Origin of the sequence: Pseudomonas sp. Q2-TVG4-2 (genome assembly GCF_013620795.1) — a bacterium.
Lineage (GTDB): Bacteria > Pseudomonadota > Gammaproteobacteria > Pseudomonadales > Pseudomonadaceae > Stutzerimonas.
The window spans coordinates 46,783-69,220 of sequence record NZ_LGLW01000003.1 but is presented as its reverse complement, the minus strand read 5'-3'; the positions used below and the strand labels follow the sequence as shown (position 1 = coordinate 69,220).

General features: G+C 62.0%; 29 protein-coding genes. 19 read left to right on the top strand and 10 right to left on the bottom strand.

Features of this window, described 5'->3' with window-relative positions; translation table 11 throughout:
- The first annotated feature begins 114 nt into the window (after positions 1 to 114).
- Together glnL and ntrC are read left to right on the top strand one after the other, a co-directional pair.
- Positions 115 to 1,197 carry a nitrogen regulation protein NR(II) gene (gene glnL, locus H3028_RS06690; RefSeq protein WP_181296273.1) on the top strand — a complete coding sequence of 361 codons (1,083 nt, stop codon included), beginning with the start codon at positions 115 to 117 and terminating at the stop codon, positions 1,195 to 1,197.
- A complete protein-coding gene (gene ntrC / locus H3028_RS06685; RefSeq protein ID WP_181296272.1) occupies positions 1,194 to 2,630 on the top strand; it encodes a nitrogen regulation protein NR(I) in 1,437 nt (478 codons plus the stop codon). Before glnL ends, ntrC begins: the two co-directional genes overlap by 4 nt.
- A 22-nt stretch (positions 2,631 to 2,652) precedes the next feature.
- Here the strand turns inward: ntrC and H3028_RS06680 are convergent, their stop codons facing one another.
- A complete protein-coding gene (locus tag H3028_RS06680; protein ID WP_181296271.1) occupies positions 2,653 to 3,093 on the bottom strand; it encodes a hypothetical protein in 441 nt (146 codons plus the stop codon).
- On the opposite strand from H3028_RS06680, the gene trmL reads away from it, so the two are divergent.
- The 4 genes from trmL to H3028_RS06660 all read left to right on the top strand — a co-directional run bounded on the left by trmL (position 3,092) and on the right by H3028_RS06660 (position 6,207).
- Positions 3,092 to 3,553, top strand: a complete 462-nt coding sequence (gene trmL / locus H3028_RS06675) for a tRNA (uridine(34)/cytosine(34)/5-carboxymethylaminomethyluridine(34)-2'-O)-methyltransferase TrmL (protein ID WP_168422447.1) — start codon at positions 3,092 to 3,094, stop codon at positions 3,551 to 3,553. The genes H3028_RS06680 and trmL overlap by 2 nt on opposite strands.
- 258 nt (positions 3,554 to 3,811) lie before the next feature.
- A complete protein-coding gene (hslV, locus tag H3028_RS06670) occupies positions 3,812 to 4,348 on the top strand; it encodes an ATP-dependent protease subunit HslV (RefSeq protein WP_168422726.1) in 537 nt (178 codons plus the stop codon).
- A 27-nt stretch (positions 4,349 to 4,375) separates the two neighbouring features.
- The gene (hslU, locus tag H3028_RS06665; protein ID WP_181296270.1) at positions 4,376 to 5,719 is read left to right on the top strand and encodes an ATP-dependent protease ATPase subunit HslU; all 1,344 of its coding nucleotides are present in this window, start codon (positions 4,376 to 4,378) and stop codon (positions 5,717 to 5,719) included.
- A 113-nt stretch (positions 5,720 to 5,832) separates the two neighbouring features.
- Entirely contained in the window at positions 5,833 to 6,207 is a 375-nt protein-coding gene (locus H3028_RS06660) for a gamma-butyrobetaine hydroxylase-like domain-containing protein (protein ID WP_181296269.1), read from the top strand.
- A 21-nt stretch (positions 6,208 to 6,228) separates the two neighbouring features.
- On the opposite strand, the gene H3028_RS06655 is transcribed toward H3028_RS06660, so the two are convergent.
- A complete protein-coding gene (locus H3028_RS06655; RefSeq protein WP_181296268.1) occupies positions 6,229 to 6,507 on the bottom strand; it encodes a polyhydroxyalkanoic acid system family protein in 279 nt (92 codons plus the stop codon).
- Positions 6,508 to 6,704: 197 nt separating this feature from the next.
- Here H3028_RS06655 and ubiE point away from each other — a divergent pair, with 197 nt between their 5' ends.
- The 10 genes from ubiE (at position 6,705) to H3028_RS06605 (ending at position 13,160) form a co-directional block, all read left to right on the top strand.
- Positions 6,705 to 7,475 carry a bifunctional demethylmenaquinone methyltransferase/2-methoxy-6-polyprenyl-1,4-benzoquinol methylase UbiE gene (gene ubiE, locus H3028_RS06650; RefSeq protein WP_181296267.1) on the top strand — a complete coding sequence of 257 codons (771 nt, stop codon included), beginning with the start codon at positions 6,705 to 6,707 and terminating at the stop codon, positions 7,473 to 7,475.
- Positions 7,475 to 8,098 carry an SCP2 domain-containing protein gene (locus H3028_RS06645; RefSeq protein WP_181296266.1) on the top strand — a complete coding sequence of 208 codons (624 nt, stop codon included), beginning with the start codon at positions 7,475 to 7,477 and terminating at the stop codon, positions 8,096 to 8,098. The genes ubiE and H3028_RS06645 overlap by 1 nt, the downstream gene beginning before the upstream one ends.
- Positions 8,095 to 9,705 (top strand): ubiquinone biosynthesis regulatory protein kinase UbiB, encoded by a 1,611-nt coding sequence (gene ubiB / locus H3028_RS06640; RefSeq protein ID WP_181296265.1) that lies wholly within the window; start codon positions 8,095 to 8,097, stop codon positions 9,703 to 9,705. Before H3028_RS06645 ends, ubiB begins: the two co-directional genes overlap by 4 nt.
- 49 nt (positions 9,706 to 9,754) lie before the next feature.
- On the top strand, positions 9,755 to 10,150 hold the full coding sequence (hisI, locus tag H3028_RS06635) for a phosphoribosyl-AMP cyclohydrolase (protein ID WP_181296264.1): 396 nt from the start codon (positions 9,755 to 9,757) through the stop codon (positions 10,148 to 10,150).
- The gene (locus H3028_RS06630) at positions 10,143 to 10,469 is read left to right on the top strand and encodes a phosphoribosyl-ATP diphosphatase (RefSeq protein ID WP_181296263.1); all 327 of its coding nucleotides are present in this window, start codon (positions 10,143 to 10,145) and stop codon (positions 10,467 to 10,469) included. Before hisI ends, H3028_RS06630 begins: the two co-directional genes overlap by 8 nt.
- A gap of 30 nt (positions 10,470 to 10,499) precedes the next feature.
- The gene (gene tatA / locus H3028_RS06625) at positions 10,500 to 10,730 is read left to right on the top strand and encodes a twin-arginine translocase TatA/TatE family subunit (RefSeq protein ID WP_168422456.1); all 231 of its coding nucleotides are present in this window, start codon (positions 10,500 to 10,502) and stop codon (positions 10,728 to 10,730) included.
- Between the two features lie 6 nt (positions 10,731 to 10,736).
- Positions 10,737 to 11,126, top strand: coding sequence for a Sec-independent protein translocase protein TatB (gene tatB / locus H3028_RS06620; protein WP_181296262.1), 390 nt, complete (start codon positions 10,737 to 10,739; stop codon positions 11,124 to 11,126).
- Positions 11,123 to 11,926: a twin-arginine translocase subunit TatC gene (gene tatC / locus H3028_RS06615; protein ID WP_181296261.1), complete on the top strand. Its 804-nt coding sequence runs from the start codon at positions 11,123 to 11,125 to the stop codon at positions 11,924 to 11,926. The genes tatB and tatC overlap by 4 nt, the downstream gene beginning before the upstream one ends.
- The gene (locus tag H3028_RS06610) at positions 11,923 to 12,630 is read left to right on the top strand and encodes a 16S rRNA (uracil(1498)-N(3))-methyltransferase (RefSeq protein ID WP_181296260.1); all 708 of its coding nucleotides are present in this window, start codon (positions 11,923 to 11,925) and stop codon (positions 12,628 to 12,630) included. The genes tatC and H3028_RS06610 overlap by 4 nt, the downstream gene beginning before the upstream one ends.
- 110 nt (positions 12,631 to 12,740) lie before the next feature.
- Complete coding sequence (locus tag H3028_RS06605; protein ID WP_181296259.1) at positions 12,741 to 13,160, top strand: UPF0158 family protein; 420 nt, start codon at positions 12,741 to 12,743, stop codon at positions 13,158 to 13,160.
- 20 nt (positions 13,161 to 13,180) lie between these two features.
- Here the strand turns inward: H3028_RS06605 and dtd are convergent, their stop codons facing one another.
- Positions 13,181 to 13,618 carry a D-aminoacyl-tRNA deacylase gene (gene dtd, locus H3028_RS06600; RefSeq protein ID WP_181296258.1) on the bottom strand — a complete coding sequence of 146 codons (438 nt, stop codon included), beginning with the start codon at positions 13,616 to 13,618 and terminating at the stop codon, positions 13,181 to 13,183.
- Positions 13,618 to 14,589, bottom strand: a complete 972-nt coding sequence (gene pip / locus H3028_RS06595; protein ID WP_181296257.1) for a prolyl aminopeptidase — start codon at positions 14,587 to 14,589, stop codon at positions 13,618 to 13,620. Before pip ends, dtd begins: the two co-directional genes overlap by 1 nt.
- Before the next feature lie 75 nt (positions 14,590 to 14,664).
- On the opposite strand from pip, the gene H3028_RS06590 reads away from it, so the two are divergent.
- Positions 14,665 to 15,096, top strand: coding sequence for a hypothetical protein (locus tag H3028_RS06590; protein ID WP_181296256.1), 432 nt, complete (start codon positions 14,665 to 14,667; stop codon positions 15,094 to 15,096).
- A gap of 70 nt (positions 15,097 to 15,166) precedes the next feature.
- Here H3028_RS06590 and H3028_RS06585 read toward each other — a convergent pair whose 3' ends face one another.
- From H3028_RS06585 to H3028_RS06565, 5 genes are all read right to left on the bottom strand, one after another.
- Complete coding sequence (locus tag H3028_RS06585) at positions 15,167 to 15,715, bottom strand: lipocalin family protein (protein ID WP_181296255.1); 549 nt, start codon at positions 15,713 to 15,715, stop codon at positions 15,167 to 15,169.
- Between the two features lie 12 nt (positions 15,716 to 15,727).
- On the bottom strand, positions 15,728 to 15,982 hold the full coding sequence (bamE, locus tag H3028_RS06580) for an outer membrane protein assembly factor BamE (protein ID WP_181296254.1): 255 nt from the start codon (positions 15,980 to 15,982) through the stop codon (positions 15,728 to 15,730).
- A 92-nt stretch (positions 15,983 to 16,074) separates the two neighbouring features.
- Positions 16,075 to 16,677 (bottom strand): DUF924 family protein, encoded by a 603-nt coding sequence (locus H3028_RS06575; protein WP_181296253.1) that lies wholly within the window; start codon positions 16,675 to 16,677, stop codon positions 16,075 to 16,077.
- A gap of 3 nt (positions 16,678 to 16,680) precedes the next feature.
- Entirely contained in the window at positions 16,681 to 17,691 is a 1,011-nt protein-coding gene (locus H3028_RS06570) for a class 1 fructose-bisphosphatase (protein WP_181296252.1), read from the bottom strand.
- 210 nt (positions 17,692 to 17,901) lie between these two features.
- Complete coding sequence (locus H3028_RS06565; RefSeq protein ID WP_181296251.1) at positions 17,902 to 20,361, bottom strand: glycogen/starch/alpha-glucan phosphorylase; 2,460 nt, start codon at positions 20,359 to 20,361, stop codon at positions 17,902 to 17,904.
- 198 nt (positions 20,362 to 20,559) lie between these two features.
- On the opposite strand from H3028_RS06565, the gene H3028_RS06560 reads away from it, so the two are divergent.
- Positions 20,560 to 20,964, top strand: a complete 405-nt coding sequence (locus tag H3028_RS06560) for a YkgJ family cysteine cluster protein (RefSeq protein ID WP_181296250.1) — start codon at positions 20,560 to 20,562, stop codon at positions 20,962 to 20,964.
- 132 nt (positions 20,965 to 21,096) lie between these two features.
- Entirely contained in the window at positions 21,097 to 21,549 is a 453-nt protein-coding gene (locus H3028_RS06555) for a thioesterase domain-containing protein (RefSeq protein ID WP_181296249.1), read from the top strand.
- Between the two features lie 125 nt (positions 21,550 to 21,674).
- On the opposite strand, the gene H3028_RS06550 is transcribed toward H3028_RS06555, so the two are convergent.
- Positions 21,675 to 22,370, bottom strand: coding sequence for a carbonic anhydrase (locus H3028_RS06550; protein ID WP_181296248.1), 696 nt, complete (start codon positions 22,368 to 22,370; stop codon positions 21,675 to 21,677).
- Between the last annotated feature and the right edge of the window lie 68 nt (positions 22,371 to 22,438).

The following is a 22,438-nucleotide window of genomic DNA, read 5'->3' as shown; positions in this document are numbered from 1 at the left end:
TCGTTTTCGGCGACGCCCTGCCCTGGAGCGCTAGAGAGAACGGCGCTGCGCCGAAAAAGAGCGCCTTGGTTTGCTTCTTGCATTTCCCGTCTTACCTATCGGATGCAGACAGCCATGATCAACGAAGCCCTACAGCGCCTGCTGATCGAGAACCTGACCACCGCGACCCTGCTGCTCGATTCGCGCTTGCGCCTGGAATACATGAATCCGGCGGCGGAAATGCTGCTCGCCGTGAGCGGCCAGCGCAGCCACGGCCAGTTCATCAGCGAGCTATTCACTGAGTCGCCCGAGGCGCTGGCAGCTCTACGCCAGGCCGTCGAACAGGCGCATCCCTTTACCAAGCGCGAAGCGACGCTGACGTCCACCAACGGCCAGGCGCTGACTGTCGACTACGCCGTCACGCCGATACTGTCCCGGCAGGAAACCATGCTGCTGCTGGAAGTACTGCCCCGCGACCGACTGCTGCGCATCACTAAGGAAGAGGCGCAGCTGTCCGCGCACGAGACCACCAAACTGCTGGTGCGCGGCCTCGCCCATGAGATCAAGAACCCGCTCGGCGGCATCCGCGGTGCGGCGCAACTGCTGGCGCGGGAGCTGCCCGATGAGCATCTCAAGGACTACACGGAGGTGATCATCGAGGAGGCCGACCGGCTACGAAATCTGGTCGACCGGATGCTCGGCTCGAACAAGCTGCCGTCGCTGTCGATGATCAACATTCACGAAGTGCTCGAGCATGTGGCCAGCCTGATCGAGGCTGAAAGCCAGGGCAGCCTCATTTTGGTGCGTGACTACGACCCGAGCATCCCCGAAGTGCTGCTCGACCGTGAGCAGATGATCCAGGCGGTGCTCAACATCATGCGCAACGCCATGCAGGCCTTGGCCGGGCAGAGCGAACTGGGGCTTGCGCGGCTGACCCTGCGCACGCGCACCCTGCGTCAGTTCACCATCGGCCATGTTCGGCATCGCCTGGTTGCACGTGTCGAGATCATCGACAACGGGCCGGGCATCCCAGCCGACCTGCAGAACACGCTCTTTTATCCGATGGTCAGCGGCCGCCCGGACGGTACCGGACTTGGCCTGGCCATCACCCAGAACATCATCAGCCAGCACCAGGGCCTGATCGAATGCGAGAGCCATCCCGGCCATACCGCGTTCTCGATCTTCCTGCCGCTGGAACAAGGAGCTCCTTGCGCATGAGTCGAAGCGAAAATGTCTGGATCGTCGATGACGACCGCTCCATCCGCTGGGTACTGGAAAAGGCTCTGCAACAGGAAGGTATGGCCACGCAGAGCTTCGACAGTGCCGACAGCGTGCTCGCCCGCCTGGCACGGCAACAACCGGATGTGATCATCTCCGACATTCGCATGCCCGGCATCAGCGGCCTGGATCTGCTGGCGCAGATCCGCGAGCTGTACCCGCGCCTGCCGGTGATCATCATGACCGCACATTCGGACCTCGACAGCGCGGTGGCGTCCTACCAGGGCGGCGCCTTCGAATACCTGCCCAAGCCATTCGACGTCGACGACGCCGTGTCACTGGTCAAGCGCGCCAACCAGCATGCGCAGGAACAGCAGAACCTGCAGGAGCCCACCAACCAGCACCACACGCCGGAAATAATCGGCGAGGCGCCGGCGATGCAGGAAGTCTTTCGCGCCATCGGCCGCCTTTCGCATTCCAACATCACCGTGCTAATCAATGGTGAGTCGGGCACCGGCAAGGAACTGGTTGCACACGCACTGCATCGTCACAGCCCGCGCGCAGCATCGCCGTTCATCGCATTGAACATGGCGGCCATCCCGAAAGACCTGATGGAATCGGAGCTGTTCGGTCACGAGAAAGGCGCCTTCACCGGTGCGGCCAACCTGCGCCGCGGGCGCTTCGAACAAGCCGATGGCGGCACCCTGTTCCTGGACGAAATCGGCGATATGCCCGCCGATACCCAGACCCGCCTGCTGCGCGTCTTGGCCGACGGAGAGTTCTACCGCGTCGGCGGCCACACGCCGGTAAAGGTCGACGTCCGCATCATCGCAGCCACCCACCAGGATCTGGAAACCCTGGTGCAGGCCGGCAAATTCCGCGAAGACCTGTTCCATCGCCTGAACGTCATTCGCATCCACATTCCGCGGCTGTCCGATCGACGCGAAGACATTCCCGCATTGGTCAGGCATTTCCTCGTCAGTGCCGCGCAGGAGCTGGCCGTCGAGACCAAGCTGCTCAAACCCGAGACCGAAGAATATATGCAAAACCTGCCCTGGCCGGGCAACGTACGCCAGCTGGAAAACACCTGTCGCTGGATCACAGTGATGGCCTCAGGGCGCGAAGTCCACGTCAGCGACCTCCCCCCGGAGTTGCTCAATCAGCACGCCGACGCCCTGCCGTCGAACAACTGGGAGCAGGCGCTGCATCAATGGGCCGACCTGGCACTGGCACGCGGTCAGTCCAGCCTGCTCGACGAAGCGGTGCCGGCATTCGAGCGGATCATGATCGAGACAGCCCTCAAGCACACCGCCGGCCGACGCCGCGATGCGGCCCTGCTGCTCGGCTGGGGGCGCAATACCCTGACGCGAAAAATCAAGGAATTGGGCATGGGTGGCGACGCCGGTGATGACGACGAGGGCGAGGACAGCTGACCGAACGATGTGTGGGTCGCGGTCAGCGTGGCGCGACCCTCACCTGCAACAACCAATCGCCGTCCCGCTCCTCGCCGTCCCAGTCAGCAACCAGCGGTCGAGTCGCCACGAAGTGCAACAGCAGGCCCCTCTCCGTGATTTGCAGGCGCCAGCCGACGCTCGTGCCATCGAGCTCAAGCCGCCCATTGCCAGCGCTGCCCTGCGCCTGGAACAGCATGCCAACCGCGCCGTCGACATCCTGGCTGTACAGCTGCGGCTCGCGATCGAACCACAGTTGCAGACCGTCGGCGACCGGCTCAACCCGCAGCAATTGCACCGGACCCGGCGCCGTGACGCGACCGATCAAGGCACCCACCAGCAATCCGATCAGCACCAGCGAGCCGAAAAAGCGCCGACGATGACGGCGTAACGGATCGCTTGGCACAGTAGAATGCCGGTCGTTTTCTGAGTCGGTGACGCGCATGTTCCATGTGATCCTTTTCCAGCCGGAGATTCCGCCGAATACCGGCAACATTATCAGGCTCTGCGCCAATGCCGGCTGCAGCCTGCATCTGATCGAACCGCTGGGCTTCGAGCTGGATGACAAGCGCCTGCGCCGGGCCGGCCTGGATTACCACGAGTATGCGCCGCTCCAGCGTCATGCGGATCTTGACAGCTGTCTGGCGAGCATCGGCCAGACGCGATTGTTCGCCTTTACCACCAAGGGTTCACAGCCCTTTCATCAGGTGCAGTTCCAGCGCGGCGATGCCTTTCTGTTCGGCCCCGAGAGCCGCGGCCTGCCGCCGGAGATCCGCGATGCACTGCCGAACGAGCAACGCCTGCGTCTGCCGATGCGCCCGGACAGCCGCAGCCTGAATCTCTCCAATACCGTTGCCGTCGCCGTTTACGAGGCCTGGCGGCAGCTGGATTTCGCCCTGCAATAACCGGATCCATGCGCCCCTGGCGTGAGCATGCTTCCGTGCCGACAGGTCATCGCCCTCCGCGATGATCCCGCCGCGCCATCGAGCCGCCCAGCGGCTGGTGCGGCGCTGCCTGACAATCTCAGCCCATTGGTCCGCGCCGATAAGGCAGGACGCGGCGTCCGGGGACCCGAATCCCGAACGCCGGTTGAAATGCGTGGCAGCGTCCCCCATATCAACCGCATTCGGGCATTCATCGCCCCGCTGCGTGGAGATTTTCCTTTGACCACCATCGTTTCAGTGCGCCGCAACGGCAAAGTCGTCATGGGCGGCGACGGCCAGGTTTCCCTGGGCAACACCGTCATGAAAGGCAACGCCAAGAAGGTGCGACGTCTCTACCACGGCCAGGTGCTGGCCGGATTCGCTGGCGCCACCGCCGATGCCTTCACCCTGTTCGAGCGCTTCGAGGGCCAGCTGGAAAAACATCAAGGCCACCTCGTGCGCGCTGCCGTCGAACTGGCCAAGGACTGGCGGACCGACCGTTCGCTCAGCCGTCTGGAAGCCATGCTCGCGGTTGCCAACAAGGACGCTTCGCTGATCATCACCGGCAACGGTGACGTGGTGCAGCCGGAAAACGACCTGATCGCCATGGGCTCCGGTGGCGGTTTCGCCCAGGCAGCCGCCATGGCGCTGATGCAGAAGGGAGACGACAGCATGTCCGCCCAGGACATCACCGAAACCGCGCTGAATATCGCCGGCACCATCTGCGTCTTCACCAACCAGAATCTGACCATCGAGGAGCTCGACAGCGCGATCTGATCGCTCTCGAGCCCCGGAGTAAGCACCATGTCCATGACGCCCCGCGAGATCGTCCACGAACTCAACCGCCATATCATCGGCCAGGACGACGCCAAGCGCGCCGTCGCCATTGCCCTGCGTAACCGCTGGAGGCGCATGCAGCTGTCCGCTGAGCTGCGCCCGGAAGTCACCCCGAAAAACATCCTCATGATCGGCCCAACCGGCGTCGGCAAGACCGAAATCGCCCGTCGCCTGGCCAAACTGGCCAATGCGCCATTTATCAAGGTGGAAGCGACCAAGTTCACCGAAGTCGGCTATGTCGGCCGTGACGTCGAATCGATCATCCGCGACCTGGCCGATGCTGCGCTGAAAATGATGCGCGAGCAGGAAGTCGGCAAGATGCGTCACCGCGCCGAAGATGCGGCCGAGGAGCGCATTCTCGATGCGCTGCTGCCGCAGGCGCGCCCGGCCGGCTTCAGCGAGGAGCCGGTGCAGAGCACCGACTCCAACACCCGCCAGCTGTTTCGCAAGCGCCTGCGCGAAGGCCTGCTGGACGACAAGGAAATCGATATCGAAGTGGCGGAAAATCCCGGTGGCGTGGAGATCATGGCCCCGCCAGGCATGGAGGAGATGACCAACCAGCTGCAGAACCTCTTCTCCAACATGGGCAAAGGCAAGAAAAAGACCCGCAAGCTGAAGATCAAGGACGCCCTCAAGTTGGTCCGCGACGAGGAAGCCGCGCGCCTGGTCAACGAGGAAGAACTCAAGGCCCGCGCGCTGGAAGCGGTGGAGCAGAACGGCATCGTCTTCATCGACGAGATCGATAAGGTTGCCAAGCGCGGCAACACCGGTGGCGCCGATGTGTCCCGCGAAGGCGTTCAGCGCGACCTCCTGCCACTCATTGAAGGCAGCACGGTCAACACCAAGCTGGGCATGGTCAAGACCGACCACATCCTGTTCATCGCCAGCGGTGCCTTCCATCTGTCCAAGCCCAGCGATCTGGTGCCTGAGCTGCAAGGTCGTCTGCCGATCCGCGTCGAGCTCAAAGCGCTGTCGCCGGAGGACTTCGAACGCATCCTCACCGAGCCGCATGCCTCGCTCACCGAGCAGTACCGCGAGTTGCTGAAGACCGAAGGACTGGCAATCGAATTCACCGCCGACGGCATCAAACGCCTCGCTCAGATCGCCTGGCAGGTCAACGAGAAGACGGAAAATATCGGCGCGCGCCGGCTGCACACGCTGCTCGAGCGGTTGCTGGAGGAAGTATCGTTCAGCGCCGGAGACCTGGCGGGTCAGCAGAACGGCGAACCCATCCGCATCGACACCGACTACGTCAACAGCCACCTCGGCGAGCTGGCCGAAGACGAAGATCTGTCGCGGTATATCCTTTAACGCAGCCGGAAGCTGGAAGTCAGAAGCTAGAAGAGCGGAGCCGGTACCTAGACTTCGCGCCAGCTCTGGCTATCGCTCAAGCTTCAAGCTTCAAGTCCATATGGAGTATGCCGATGCGCATCCCCACCGCGATCAAGCTGCACAAGAAATCAAAGACGCTGGAGCTCGAATACGGCGCCAATCAACGTTACGTCCTGCCAGCCGAATTTCTAAGGGTGCACTCGCCGTCAGCTGAAGTGCAGGGTCACGGCAACCCGATCCTGCAGACCGGCAAGGTCAATGTCGCGCTGGAAGGTATCGAGCCGGCCGGTCAATACGCGCTGAAGCTGACCTTCAGCGATGGACACGACAGCGGCCTGTATACCTGGGACTACCTCTATCACTTGGCGAGCCATCAGCAACAGCTCTGGGATGAGTACGTGGACGCACTGGCGAAAGCAGGAAAGTCCCGTGACCCAGACATCTCGCCGGTGAAAATGATGCTCTGATCAGTTCGCTGCGGGTTGGCCTCAGGCCTGCAGCGCCTTGTCCAACGCGCGCTCGATCTGCCCTTGGATATTGCTGCCCATTGCCGACAGCAACACGCCGAGATTCAGCTGGACCCGAACGCGGTTTTCCTCAACCTCGATACGGCCATCCGCGCCGCTGCGTCTGACTTCCAGCACATCGCCCTGCCACTGGCAGCGTACGCCGAAATCGGTGGCCAGGTTCGCCGCCAATTGCTCGGCTTTCCGCCGTGCTGCATCTCGACCGAGACTGTGGGTACGTTCAACGATGATGCGGGCCATGGCGACTCCTGACTGCGGGCCGGAACAAAGGCGCGCACTATAGCAAGCGGCGCATCCGGTTGCCGGCCGTCAGTGCATCAGCGAGCCATCGACGCCAGAACTGCCGGCACTCTCTGCGCTGACTTGACGCTTGTGGCTTCGCGCTCGACGGCGTTTTTAGGTTTAGAATGCGGGCACATTCTTCCGGTGACAGTGACATGACCGATCCCCGCAAAGAGCGTGACGCAGAGCCCACCACCCACTTCGGCTACAAGAACGTGCCGGAGAGCGAAAAAGCGCACAAGGTGGCCGAGGTTTTTCACTCTGTAGCCGCCAAATACGACCTGATGAACGACCTGATGTCCGGCGGCGTACATCGCCTCTGGAAGCGCTTTACCATCGAGCTGTCTGGCGTGCGCCACGGAAACCGGGTGCTGGATATCGCTGGCGGCACTGGCGATCTGGCGCGCCAGTTCTCGCGCATCGTCGGCCCGACCGGCGAAGTGGTGCTGGCCGATATCAACGCGTCCATGCTCAAGGTCGGCCGTGACCGCCTGCTCGACAAGGGCGTGGCCGGCAACGTGAAGTTCGTTCAGGCCGACGCCGAGAAACTGCCGTTCCCGGACAACCACTTCGACGTGGTCACCATCGCCTTCGGCCTGCGCAACGTGACGCACAAAGAAGACGCCATTGCGTCGATGTTAAGGGTTCTCAAGCCCGGCGGCCGGCTGCTGGTGCTGGAATTCTCCAAGCCCACCAACCAATTGTTCTCCAAAGCTTACGACGCCTACTCGTTCAGCCTGTTGCCGATGATGGGCAAGCTGATCACTAATGACTCGGAGAGCTATCGCTACCTGGCCGAGTCGATCCGTATGCACCCAGATCAGGAAACACTCAAGGGCATGATGGCCACCGCCGGCTTCGAACGCGTCACCTACCACAACATGACCGGCGGCATCGTCGCCCTGCATCGCGGCATCAAGCCCTGATGCTGCGCGCCGCTCTGCTGGCCGGTGCCGAGCGCGGGATCAACCGCGTACTGCGCCTGGACCCAACGGCCCTGCCGCGGCTGGCCAGGCTCAGCGGTCGGATCATCGAAGTCGACTGCTCGGCTCCCGCTTGGCGGCTGTTCATCCTCGCTGATGAAGATGGTCTACGGTTGGCCGAGCATTGGGACTGCGAGCCGGATTGCCGCCTGCGCGCCTCTGCTACGAGCCTGCTGCGATTGGCGACCAGCCGCAACAAGACCGCCATCCTGCACGGCCCTGACGTCGAGATCGAGGGTGACAGCGCACTACTGATGAGCCTCGCCGAGGTGCTGCAGGATCTTGAGCTGGATTGGGAATACGAACTCTCGCGCTGGCTCGGTCCTGTCGGCGCGCATCTGCTCGGCTCTGTTGTTCGCGGTCAGGCCGCCTGGGCCCGGCAGAGTGCCGAAAGCCTGCGCCAGGACCTGGCGGACTACCTCAACGAAGAATCCCGAGCTCTGGTCGGCCTGGCTGAGGGGGAAGCGCGCTTCTCAGAACTCGACTGCCTCAAACTCGATCTCGACCGACTCGAAACCCGAGTCGAGCGGCTTATCCAATCTTTGAAACCAGACCGACCCGAATGAAGCTGTTCGCCGCGGCCCGCCGCCTGTTCCGCATCCTGCTGGTGGTGATCCGCTACCGGCTGGACGACATCATCCTCGATCTGCCAATGCCGTGGTGGCTGCGTGCTACCAGCTACCTGCTGCCCTGGCGCTGGCTGCCCCGTCGGCGTACCGAGCTGTCCCGGGGCGCGCGCCTGCGCTTGGCCTTGGAAGGTCTCGGACCGATCTTCATCAAGTTCGGCCAGATTCTTTCTACCCGCCGCGACCTGCTGCCGTTGGATATCGCCGAAGAGCTGGCGATGCTGCAGGATCGCGTGCCGCCCTTCGATTCGGCGGTGGCCACCGCCCTGATCGAGCGCCAGCTGGGCGCACCGGTGAGCGAAATCTTCGCCCGTTTCGACAGCAAACCGCTGGCCTCCGCTTCGGTCGCACAGGTTCACGCCGCCAAGCTGCGCAGTGGCGAAGAAGTAGTGGTCAAGGTGGTACGACCCAATCTGAAGCCCGTCATCAGCCAGGACCTGGCCTGGCTGTTCCTGCTAGCCAAGACCGCCGAGCGGGCGTCCACCGAGGCCCGCCGTCTGCATTTGGTGGAAGTGGTCGACGACTACGCCAAGACCATCTACGACGAGCTGGACCTGCTGCGCGAGGCCGCCAATGCCAGCCAGCTCAAACGCAACTTTCAGGATTCACCGCTGCTCTACGTCCCGCAGATCCATTGGGACTACTGCCGCCCTCAGGTCCTGGTGATGGAGCGCATCTACGGCGTGCCGGTGACGGACATGGCGCGGCTGTCCGAACAACGCACGGACATGAAGCAGCTGGCCGAGCGCGGTGTGGAGATCTTTTTCACTCAGGTCTTTCGCGACAGCTTCTTCCATGCCGACATGCACCCCGGCAACATCTTCGTCAGCACCCACCAACCCTGGAACCCGCAGTACATCGCGGTGGACTTCGGCATCGTCGGCAGCCTGACGCCAGAAGATCAGGACTACCTGGCGCGCAACCTGATGGCCTTCTTCAAACGCGACTACCGCAAGGTCGCGCAATTGCACATCGACTCGGGCTGGGTGCCGGCGGAAACCAAGGTAAACGAGTTCGAAGCGGCGATCCGTACCGTTTGCGAGCCGATCTTCGAGAAGCCGCTGAAGGACATTTCCTTCGGTCAGTTGCTGGTGCGCCTGTTCCAGGTCGCACGGCGCTTCAACATGGAGGTCCAGCCGCAGCTGGTGCTGCTGCAAAAGACCCTACTCAATATCGAAGGGCTGGGCCGCGAGCTCTACCCCGATTTGGACCTCTGGACCACCGGCCAACCGTACCTTGAACGCTGGATGCGCGAGCGCATGAGCCCTAAGCAGCTGCTGAAGAATGCGCAGGCGCAGATCGAGCAGCTGCCGCACCTGGCCGGCATGACCCGCGAGCTTCTCGAACGCATGTCCAATCCCCACGCGGACAACCCACCGCCGCCTTGGAGAGAGCACCACCGGCATTGGCCGTTACGCCTCGTCGGTGCCGTACTGCTGGGCGGAGGCGCAACCCTGGCCACCACTGCCGACAGTTTCACCGCGGTGAGCACCTGGCCGGCCTGGGTGATGCTCAGCGCTGGAATCTACATCGTGGTGCGCCGATAGCCAGCAGTCGGTGAGGCTGGCACACTTGACGCATTGAGCGGAGAATTCGATGAACTGGCTGGACGAAATCAACTGGAACGAAGACGGCCTGGTGCCAGCTATCGCCCAGGATCACCAGACCGGGCGCATCCTGATGATGGCCTGGATGAATCGCGAGGCGCTGGCACTCACCGCAGCGGAAAACCGCGCCATCTATTGGTCACGTTCACGTGGCAAGCTGTGGCGCAAGGGCGAGGAGTCCGGTCATGTGCAGAAGCTGCACGAGTTGCGCCTGGACTGTGATGCCGACGTGATCGTACTGATGGTCGAGCAGATCGGCGGCATTGCCTGCCATACCGGACGCGAAAGCTGCTTCTATCGGGTCTTCGAGAGCGGTGACTGGAAAACTGTCGAGCCGGTCCTCAAGGACCCACGAGCGATCTATGCGGAGCACAAACATGAGTGACACCTTTGCCCGTCTGGCCGAGGTGCTGGAAGCCCGCAAGGGCGCCGCTGCGGACAGCTCCTACGTGGCCAGCCTGTATCACAAGGGCCTGAACAAGATCCTCGAGAAGGTCGGCGAAGAATCGGTTGAAACCATTCTGGCCGCCAAGGATGCCGCCATCAGCGGTGATACCAGCGACCTGATCTACGAAACCGCCGACCTGTGGTTTCACAGCCTGGTGATGCTGGCCGCCTTGGATCAACACCCCCAGGCGGTACTGGACGAATTGGACCGACGTTTCGGTCTCTCAGGGCATGCGGAAAAAGCCGCGCGCTCATAATCCTGACAATCAACTTCGGAGTACTGCAGCATGGGTTTTGGTGGAATCAGCATCTGGCAACTCCTGATCGTTCTGCTCATCGTGGTCATGCTCTTCGGCACCAAGCGTTTGAAGGGCCTGGGCTCGGATCTGGGCGACGCGATCAAGGGCTTCCGTAAGTCCATGGGCACCGATGAGGAAAAGCCCAGCGTCGAAGAGAAGCAGAGCCATACCCTCGATGCCGAGGCCCGCAAGGTTGAAGACCCGACAAAGAAGAACTGAGGCGCCATGTTCGATATCGGCTTCACCGAACTGCTGCTGATCGGCCTGGTTGCTTTGTTCGTATTGGGCCCCGAGCGCCTGCCCGGCGCGGTGCGCACCGCTGGTCTATGGATTGGCCGCGCCAAGCGCAGCTTTGCCAACATCAAGTCCGAGGTCGAGCGCGAGATCGGCGCCGACGAGATCCGTCGCCAGCTGCACAATGAGCGCATCCTCGATCTCGAGCGCGAGATGAAGCAGAGCATCATGCCCAGCTCACCGAGCCCCACCAGTAATCCGTCCCCGCAGTCCGCCACGCCTCCCCCAGATGCAGGCACACTCGATACACCGCCAACGAATGAAGCCAAACCCGCCGAAACGGCCCCCGTACCACGTCCGGACAGACCCGCCGAGCCATGAGCAATACTTCCATCGATGATCAGGAAATGCCGCTGGTCGCCCACCTGACGGAGCTGCGCAAGCGCCTGCTGCGCTGCGTGGTGGCGATCCTGCTGCTGTTTGGCGCGCTGTTCTATTTTTCCCAGCAGATCTATGCGCTGGTGGCGGCACCGTTACGAGCCTATCTGCCGGAAGGTGCGACGATGATCGCCACAGGAGTGGCCTCGCCGTTCCTGACGCCATTCAAGCTGACCATGATGGTCGCGCTGTTTCTATCGATGCCGGTAATTTTGCATCAGATCTGGAGTTTCATCGCCCCAGGGCTGTACAAGCACGAGAAGCGCGTCGCCGTGCCGCTGCTCATTTCCAGCATTTTCCTGTTCTACGGCGGCATGGCCTTCGCCTACTTCGTCGTGTTTCCCATCATGTTCGGCTTCTTCGCCAGCGTGACGCCTGAGGGCGTGGAGATGATGACCGACATCGGTCAGTACCTGGATTTCGTGCTGACCCTGTTCTTTGCGTTCGGTGTGGCCTTCGAAATCCCCGTGGCGACCTTCCTGCTGATCTGGGTAGGGATCGTCGATGTCGCCACCCTGCGCAAGAGCCGCCCCTATGTGATCGTCGGCTGCTTCGTGGTCGGCATGGTCCTGACGCCACCGGACGTATTCTCCCAGGCACTGCTCGCCATTCCGATGTGGCTGCTGTTCGAGGCCGGGTTGATCTGCGGCAGCATGGTGAAGAAACGCGAGGAAGGACTCCGCGGCGACGCCGAGGACGACCCAGCGCATCACAGCGACCAATCGCCCACACCCCGCCCGTGAATCTGTTGCTGCTGGAGGCGGCCGACTTCGTTGCCGCCGATCGTGTGATCCTGCGTGATCGTCGCTTCAAGCATATCCAGGATGTGCACCGCGCAGAAGCAGGTGAACATCTACGAGTCGGCCTGCTTGGCGGTGAGATGGGTCAAGGCCGGCTGCTGCGCCTGGAGGCCGGCGAGGCGGAACTGGAAATTGCGCTGAACCAACCCCCGCCTGCAAAATTGCCAATAACCCTGCTGCTCGCGCTGCCAAGACCGAAGATGCTCCGTCGCGTGCTGCAAACCGTTGCCTGCATGGGCGTGCCGCGGCTGGTGCTGCTCAATAGCTACCGGGTGGAAAAGAGCTTCTGGCAGACCCCTTTTCTCGAAACGGCTGCCATTCGTGAACAGTTGCTGCTCGGCCTGGAGCAGGCACGCGACACGGTGCTGCCGGACGTGAGCATCGAAAAGCGCTTCAAACCCTTCGTCGAGGATCGCCTGCCACAACTGGCTGCCGGCACGCGCGGGCTGGTCGGGCACCCGGGTAACTACCCGGCCTGTCCACGCGAGGTCAGCGAATCGGTGACCCTGGCGATCGGACCGGAAGGCGGCTGGATACCCTACGAAGTCGACAAACTCACCGAGGCTGGCCTGCAGCCGGTTCAATTGGGTGAACGCATCCTGCGCGTGGAAACCGCCGTCAGCGCCCTGCTTGCGCGCCTATTCTGACCAAGCCCCCGTTGTGCATAGGTCGAATGGCGCACAGTACCGATGAACGTAATGCACGCATCCGGTGCGGGCAGGTCAGAGCTACTGAACCCCACACAGCAGTATCTGCCATGCGACCTTTGACCATTGATCTTCACCGTCTGGAGTATGCGCTGGATAACCGCGACGCCAGCGAGCATTACCTCGATCTGGAGTCAGGTGAAATCCGCGCAGTGTTTCCGGGCGAAACAACGCCAGGCGTGGATGAAAAATACGACGTGCAGGAAGATCGCTTTCTGCATATCGAGCCGCTCGGGCTCGCGCAGTCGATCGCCATGCGCGAGGCGTTTCTGTTCACTCAGCACGACCCCAACGCTCATGCGGTTTTGAGCGACGCCTTGCAGGGCCGCAAGCCGCTGCGAACCTTCGACTTCAAGCTGGAGGACTTTCCGGAGGTTCGTCAGGCCTGGCTGGATTACCAGGCCGTGCAATTGCGTGAATATGCCATTACCTGGCTGCACGAGAACGATCTGGAGCCCTCGAAGCGCTGACCGCACCGCAGCGGGTCGCTTCAGCTTTCCAGCAGGAAGGTCACAGGCCCATCGTTCTGCAGATGCACCTGCATATCGGCACCGAAGCGACCGCAGGCGACCTGCGAATGTTGTCGGCGCGCCTGTGCGAGCAGGTAGTCATAGAGTTCTTCGCCGAGCTGCGGCGGCGCCGCGCTGGAAAAGCTGGGCCGCAGACCGCTGCCCGTATCGGCGGCTAGGGTGAACTGCGAGACCAGCAGCAGACCGCCGCCGGTATCGGTCACGGAGCGGTTCATCTTGCCTTGCTCGTCACCGAATACGCGGTAACGCAGCAGTTTATGCAACAACTTATCGGCCCGAGCGCGGTCATCGTCGCGCTCGACGCCAACCAGCACCAGCAGGCCTTGGTCGATGCTACCGACCACCTCGTTCGCCACTTCGACCCGCGCGTGCCGCACGCGCTGGATCAGCGCCTTCATCAGGCTTCCTCTGGCGGTAAATCGAGCAGGCGCTTGGCCACGTCCGCGGCGGCACGCACCAGGGCGTCGCAGATGCCGGGCTCCGACGCAGAATGGCCGGCCTCGCGGATGATCTGCAGTTCGCTGTTGGACCACGCCTCGTGCAGCTCCCAGGCATTATCCAGCGGGCAGATGACGTCATAGCGCCCGTGCACGATGATGCCCGGCAGATGGGCAATCTTGTGCATGTTGCGCAGCAACTGATCGGGCTCGAGAAACGCGCCATTGACGAAGTAGTGGCACTCGATGCGCGCCATCGCCAGCGCCCGATGAGTGTCGGAGAAACGATCGACCACCTGGGTATTGGGCCGCAACGTGGCGGTGCGACCCTCCCAGCAGGACCACGCCTTGGCTGCGTGCATCTGGGCGATCTGGTCGGTGCCGGTCAGGCGCTTGTAGTACGCCTGCATCAGATCGCCACGCTCTTCCGGGGGAATTGGCGAGAGAAAGTCCTGCCAATAATCGGGAAAGAGTCGACTGGCGCCCTCCTGGTAGAACCAGGAGAATTCCTTCGGCCGACAGAGAAAAATGCCGCGCAGAATCAACGCATGCACACGTTCGGGAAACGCCTGAGCATAGGCCAGTGATAGCGTCGAGCCCCAGGACCCGCCGAACAGCACCCACTTGTCGACGCCAAGAAACTCGCGAATCCGCTCCATATCGGCGATAACGTGCGCGGTGGTGTTATTTTCCAGACTGGCGTGCGGGGTGGAGCGGCCACAGCCCCGCTGATCGAAGGTAATGATGCGGTACAGATTGGGATCGAAGAAGCGACGGCTCAGCGCATCACAGCCACCACCCGGCCCGCCATGCACAAACAAGACAGGCAGGCCTTCCGGCGACCCACTCTCGTCGACATAAAGCACATGCGGCGCTTCGACCGCCAGCTCATGCCGGGCGTAGGGTTTGATCTCCGGATACAAGGTCTGCATGGCACACTCCGTGGTCGGTAGGTCGGGGACTTGCCTGACGTTTCCGGCATCATAACGAGGTTCGAGAGGTTCGGCATGCCCCTATGGAAATTAGCCGCAGCTGCAGTGGCGGTTACGCTGCTGCTGGCCGGTTGTGGCCGGGAGGATTCCCAGACGGCGCTGGAGTCCGCGGCGCAATCGCTGCAAGACAGCATCGAAAACAAGGACAAAGGGGAGCTGATGGGGCGGATCCATCCCGAGTTCAGCGCTAACCAGCGACTCGATCGCGACTGGGTGCAGCGCACGGCCGCGCTGATGTTCCTGCGTCATGGCAATGTAGGAGTGATCGCCCTGAACCGCCAGAGCTGGATCGACCCAACCTACCCCGACAAGGGCTACAGCGAGGCTCAGGTAGCCCTGACCGGCGCCGAGCGCTGGCTACCCCAACGCGTCGGCCATTATCACGTCAGGCTCGAGTGGTGGCGGGAGGACGGCGAATGGCTGTTGGCGCGATTGAACTGGGAGTAGCCGCAGCGCCACCGATCCGGGGAGAGAAGTGTGTCCAGTACGCCAGTCAGCAGTCGTGGCTCAGCCGGGTTCAGGCCGATTCCGGTTCGCCGCGCCAGATCAGCTCACTGACGTCATAGCCACGCTGACGCGCCTCATCGAGCAATTTGTCGCGCGTCGCAGGGGTGACTTCGGCTTCTCGCGAAAGCAACCAGAGGTATTCGCGGTCCGGGCTCCCCACCAGCGCCACGCTGTAATCGTCGTCGAGGTAGAGAATCCAGTAGTGACCCTTGGTTAGCCCCGGAAAGAGATTGCTGAACCAGTTATCGAAACGAACCCAGAGCTTGTCGGTCTGCCCCGCCTGCTGGGGGAACGCTTCGCCCTGGACCTGTTTCCATTCGCCGTCTTTGGTTTCGCAGCGATTGGTCACCGCCACTCTGCCATTGTCCTGCAACTGGTAGTTGGCCTGCGAACGCACGCAGTCGCGCTGGAAAAACATTGGCAGACGCGCCAGTTCATACCAGGTCCCCTGGTAGCGTTGCAGGTCGACCTGCCCAACCGTCTCGGGCGCTTGGCGATCACCCGAGCGTGCACATCCGGCAATCAACAGTACACAGCACAGCGTCGTGAGCAGACGCATACAGAGCCCTCCTCATTTCAGGCCTTGGCCAGAAAACATCATCACCTTATCGCCGGCAAACTGAATGCTGATGAAACGGTTTTTCTGCCCCCAGGTGCAGCTGGACATACCCAGCGCGCCGGCGCATTCGCCCGGCTTGCCGAGCAGTTTTTCGACCTCCGCACGCGACATGCCGGCCTGCAGCTTGGCGAAATTTTCCTGGGTGACCGGGCTGCAGGCAGCGAGCAGCACAACGGCGATGATCAACGATAGATGACGCAACGACATGACAGGTTCCTTGGGTTGGTCGGAGGCTGGCCCTGCTTGGCCACGTCTCGGATAAGGCTCAGGAGACGAGCCGTGAGCGTACCCGCCGCCGACTAGAAGCGCGAGCCGGGCGTGGCCAGAAATGTCTGCTCGGTCTCAGTGGATTCCCGACCGAGCACCTCGTTGCGATGCGGAAAACGACCGAACCTCGCGATCACGTTACGATGGCGCTCTGCAAAGTCGAGGAAGCCGTCAAATATCGGCTGTTCTTCGGGCGCGACAAGCCCGTGGAGCACTTGGAACTGCGCAACGGCCTGTTCCTGTATTTGCAGGTTTTCGGCATGTTCGAGTACCAGATAGATGAACACGCGCTGAATCGGAGCGAGCAGCACATCCCCGCCGTGCGCCATGCCTTCGCGAACCAGCTGCAGGGCGCGCTGGTCACCGGCGAAGGCCTGCGGGGTGTCGCGATAGATCATGCGGGGCAGCTGATCGAGCAGCAGTACCAGCGCCAGCCAACCATGCGGCGACTCGGTCCAGTCGCCCAGCCCACCGACCAAGGCTTGGTCGGTCAGATCGCCGAAGCGGGCACGGGCTTCGGCGTCCTGTTCAGGCTTGTAGCCGAACCATAGCCCTTGCTTTTCCTTGGCGATCTCATTGGCAGTGGCGCCCTCGCCGAACCACCATGTCAGCAACTCCAGCCAGGGCGCCTGCACCGGTCAGCCCTGGTGGTAGCCGGTGACACGCTCGACTTCTTCCTTAGAGCCGAGGAAAACCGGTACGCGCTGGTGCAGGGATTCGGGTTGAACATCGAGGATGCGCTGAGTGCCCGTGGTTGCCGCTCCGCCGGCTTGCTCGATGATGAAGGACATCGGGTTGGCTTCGTACATCAAGCGCAGCTTGCCAGCCTTGCCTGGCTCGCGGGAGTCGCGTGGGTACATGAACATGCCGCCGCGAGTGAGGATGCGATGCACGTCGGCCACCATCGAGGCGATCCAGCGCATGTTGTAATTCTTGTTCAGCGGGCCTTCGGTGCCGGCCAGCAGCTCGCTGACGTAACGCTGCACCGGTGCTTCCCAGTGGCGTTGATTGGACATGTTGATAGCGAATTCAGCGGTGCTTTCCGGTACGCGGATGTTTTCATGGGTGAGCACGAAGCTGCCCAGTTCGCGATCCAGCGTGAAGCCCATGACGCCGTTGCCCAGCGTCAGCATCAACATGGTCTGCGGTCCGTAGATCGCATAACCGGCGGCTACCTGCTTGGTGCCGGGCTGGAGGAAGGCCTCCTCGCCGAGCGCATCATTCTGACTGAAGCATTCGCCTGGGCAACGCAGCACGGAGAAGATAGTACCGACCGAGACGTTGACGTCGATGTTGCTGGAGCCGTCCAGCGGATCGAAGACCAGCAGGTAGGCACCTTTTGGGTATTTGCCGGGGATCTGATAGGCGTTATCCATTTCTTCCGACGCCATGCCGGCCAGATGGCCGCCCCACTCGTTGGCTTCGAGCAGGATTTCGTTGGAAAGAACGTCGAGCTTCTTCTGCACTTCGCCTTGGATGTTCTCGCTATCGGCGCTGCCGAGCACACCGCCCAGCGCACCCTTGGAGACGGCGTGGCTGATCTCCTTGCACGCTCGAGCCACTACCTCGATAAGGAACCGCAGATCTGCAGGGGTGTTGTTGCTGCGGGTCTGCTCGATCAGGTAGCGACTCAGGGTTACGCGTGACATGAAATGACTCCGGAGGATGGATAAACCCGCGCAGTTTAGCAGGCCATGGGGAAACTAACCCTCCCTCAGACCCGTCCAGGGGCCGCAGAGTTCAGCGCAGCGGCAAAGTGCCTGCAGCGTCTTTCACTACCCGCTCTAGCAGGCGCCTTGCGGCCGTCGAACCGATCGCCCTGCAGCCTGTCGCGGCTACAGAGCGACTCGATCAATGCATCAGAGCACCTTCCAGATCTCCTCGGCGTACTCGCGGATGGTCCGGTCCGAGGAAAACCAGCCGGTGCGGGCGGTGTTCAACACAGCGGAACGCCACCAGCTGTCGGCATCACGCCAGCGCGCCTCGACCTCCAGCTGCGCTTGCCAATACGCCTCGAAGTCGGCGCAGACCATGAAGGTGTCGTGCCATTTGAGACCATCGATCAAGGCCGTGTAGCGCGCTGGGTCGTCCGCCGAGAAGGCACCGTTGCGAATCGCCATCAGCACTTCATTGAGCCGCGGTGAATCGATGATGGTGGCCTCGGCGTTGTACTCATTGGCTTGCTTGCGCGCCTCGACCTCCTGGGCGGTCATGCCGAAGATAAACATGTGCTCGGCACCGATCTGGTCGCACATTTCGACGTTGGCGCCATCGAGCGTGCCGATCGTCAGCGCGCCGTTGAGGGCGAACTTCATGTTGCTGGTGCCTGAGGCCTCGAGCCCTGCGGTGGAGATTTGTTCGGACAAATCAGCAGCGGGGATAATGCGTTCGGCCAGACTGACGTTGTAGTTGGGCAGGAACACCACCTTGAGCAGGCCGCGCACCGTCGGGTCATCATTGATGGTCCGCGCGATGTCGTTGGTCAGTTTGATGATCAACTTGGCCGTGTGGTAACTGGCCGCTGCCTTACCGGCAAAAATCTTCACTCGCGGCACCCAGTGACTGCCCGGATCGGAGCGAATCGCCTGATACAGCGCCACGGTGTGCAACAGATTGAGCAGCTGGCGTTTGTATTCATGGATGCGTTTGACGTGCACATCAAACAACGCATTCGGATCGACGCTGATGCCCAGTCGCTCTTGAATCATGCGAGCCAGAAGCTGCTTGTTGTCCAATCGCTGAGCGGCGAATCGAGCGCGGAAATCCGGCTGATCGGCGAAAGGCTCCAGCTGGCGCAGCATGGTTTCCGGTGCGTCGAGCAGCTCGTTACCGACGTGTTCAACCAGCAACCGGGTCAGCTGGGGATTGGACTGGTACAGCCAGCGGCGGAAGGTGATCCCGTTGGTCTTGTTGCTGATGCGTTTCGGATACAGCGCATGCAGGTCGGTAAATACCGTTTCGCGCATCAGCCCGGTATGCAGAGCCGACACGCCATTGATGGAGTGCGAACCGAGGAATGCCAGATTGCCCATGCGCACCCGGCGGCCATGCCCTTCCTCGATCAGCGACACCGAGCGCAGCAGGTCTAGGTTGTGTACGCCGCGTTCGCGCAGCGCATCGAGATGTTGCGCGTTGATCAGGTAGATGATCTGCATGTGGCGCGGCAGCAGGCGTTCCATCAGTCCCACGGGCCAGGTTTCTAGAGCCTCCGGCAGCAGTGTGTGGTTGGTATAAGACAGGGTGCCGACGGTGAGCTCCCAGGCCTTGCGCCAGGGAATGTCGTGCACATCGACCAACAGTCGCATCAGCTCCGCCACGGCGATCGCCGGGTGGGTGTCGTTGAGCTGGATGGCGGCGAACTCGGGCAGGTTCAGCAGCGTGCCACGCTGATCCAGGTGCCGCCGTATCAGGTCCTGCAACGAGGCGGCGACAAAGAAATACTCCTGACGCAGGCGAAGCTCCTGACCGGCTTCGGTGCTGTCGGCCGGATACAGCACCCGCGAGATGCTTTCGGCGCGGGCTTCCTCCGCGACCGCACCGATATGGTCGCCAGCGTTGAAGCGTTCCAGATGGAAATCCGCCTCGGCGCGGGCACGCCAAAGCCGCAGCGTATTCACACTCGCCCCGCGCCAGCCGACCACCGGTGTGTCGTAAGCAATGGCGCGCACGCCTTCGGCCCAATGCCAGAAGTGCTTGGGCTGCTCTTGCCCGGCCGCATCGTGCGGCATGGCCGTGACGCTGCCGCCGAAACCAATCAGATAGCTGACCTCGGGGCGTTCGAATTCCCAGGGATTGCCGAAATTCAGCCAGGTTTCGGTCTGTTCATGCTGCCATCCATCGACGATGGCCTGGCGGAAAAGTCCGTGATCGTAGCGAATCCCGTAACCATGGGCGGCGATGCCCAGCGTCGCCATACTTTCCATGAAACAAGCCGCCAGGCGACCCAGGCCGCCATTGCCCAGCGCTGCGTCCGGTTCGGTCAGGCGAATGCGCTCGAAGTCGACATCGACGTCAGCCAGCGCCTGGCGGGCAGTATCGAGCAGCCCCAGGTTGCTCAAACTGTCGGTGAGCAGCCGACCGATGAGAAATTCCAGCGAGAGGTAATACACGCGCTTCTTACCCTCGCGGTATCCCTCACGCGTACGGTCCATCCACTGGTCGATCATACGGTCGCGAGTGGCCAACGCCACCGCCTCGAACCAGTCGTGGTCGGAGGCGTGTTCCGGGTCCTTGCCGATCGAATAGGTCAGCTTACTGATGATCGCGTTGCGGAAGGCCGTGACTTCATCGGCGTTGGGGACAGTCGACTCTTGCGTCATGGACAGACCTCATGGAGCTAGGGAATGAGAATGCGCTCATGGCAGCACCGGGCTACCTCGCAAAGGGCAATGCAGACAGGTTTGCAGGTTTCGGCCGAGTCTGCGCGACCGCCTGTCCGTGGTTCGACTCGTCGGATTCGCTGGAAATTCCACCCGTGATCGTTATGATCGCGCGCCGCCATTACCGAAACCGCCGCCATGAAGACCCGCCTGATTGCCTCTGCCGACCCCGACCGCCTGGAAACTTGGGCTCGCTACAGCAATGGCCTATGCGGGGATTGCCACGCGACCTGCTGCACCTTGCCGGTCGAGGTACGCATCGATGACCTGATCCGCCTGGAGGTGGTCGATGCCTTCGAGCGTGACGAGCCGGCAAAACAGGTCGCAAAGCGCCTGAGCAAGGCCGGTATCATCGAACACTTCAATCAAAAGCACGGGATCTTCACCCTGACCCGCATGACCAATGGCGACTGCCTCTACCTTGATCGCCAGACCCGCTTATGCACGGTGTACGCCAAACGACCTGACACCTGCCGCAACCATCCGAGGATCGGCCCACGCCCCGGTTACTGCGCCTACCAGCAGAAAACCACCGTTCGCTGAGGTGCCTGATCGAGCCGCCGAACGGCGTCTGAGAACCCGCAAAAAAGCGCGCGTGGAAACTGGCAATCTCGTGACTCAGCAGTCATGCTTGACGTCTGCCTGTATCTGCAAACGTTTAGGAATCCGCCCGGCATGAGCCGCGATAGCCGCCATTTGGAAGCCACCCTGCACCACGACATCCCATTGACTCGAGCCATGGGCCTGCAAGTCGATAGCTGGGAAGACCATGAGCTGCGCTTGAAGGTCCCGCTGCAAGCGAACATCAACCACAAGAGCAGCATGTTCGGCGGAAGCCTGTACTGTGCCTCGGTGTTGGCTGGCTGGGGCTGGCTGTTCTTGCGTCTGCGGGAGGCAGGTATCGAAGACGGGCACATCGTCATCCACGAAGGACAGATCGACTATCCGCTTCCGGTTGTGGGCGACGCCACCGCCATCTGCTCGGCGCCAAGCGAGGAGGCCTGGAACCGCTTCGAGACCATCTACCGCCGACGCGGCCGCTCACGTCTCACCCTGAACAGCCGGATCCTCGCTGCTGACGGCCGCGATGCCGTGCGTTTCACCGGTCAGTTTGTACTGCACAAGTAGCACCGAAGACCCGCCCCACCCCGCTGGCCGAAACCCTACGTCGGGAGTTCGCGAGGCCAGCCGGCTACGTCAGTTGGTCGATCGCTGAACCACAAGGCGCCCGAACGGCGCCTTGCTTCGATACCTCAAACGTAGCGTGATTTGGGTGTGGCCATCGGCAGCGGACCGTCGCCGATCAGACGGAACTCGCCTCGTGCCGCATCGTAGGCGCGGATCTCGCTGGTACCGATGTTGTATACCCATCCGTGGATGAACAGCTGGCCGCTGGCAAGCCGCGCCGCTACTGATGGGTGCGTACGCAGGTGATCGAGCTGGGCCAGCACGTTCTCCTCGGTCAGGACGCCCAGGGTATTGTGATCAGCGCAGCCGCAATTCTCTTCCACCACCGTTCGTGCCACCTCAGCATGGCGCAGCCAGCTCTTCACGGTCGGCATGCCGTCCAGGCTCTTCGGATTCAGCACCGCCTTCATTGCGCCGCAATCGGAGTGGCCGCAGATGATGATGTGATGCACGCCGAGCGCCATCACGGCAAACTCGATGGCAGTCGACACGCCGCCGTTCATGATTCCGTAGGGCGGCACGATGTTGCCGACGTTACGCGTGACGAACAAATCACCTGGCGAACTCTGAGTGATCAGCTCCGGCAGGATGCGTGAATCTGCGCAGGTGATGAACATGGCACGCGGCGTCTGCTCGTGGGCCAGCTTGCTGAACAACTCGCGCTGCTCAGGGTAGACCTCTTCACGGAACTGCATGACCCCCGCGATGAGATTGTCGAGCGCCTCCTGCGCTGTTTCGGTCGTTTTGTCTTCGAGACTCATAACGCGATCTCTCTAGTGGTTGGATAGGTTCGACGGTGCACGCCGAGCGCTCGGCACCGCGAAGATGT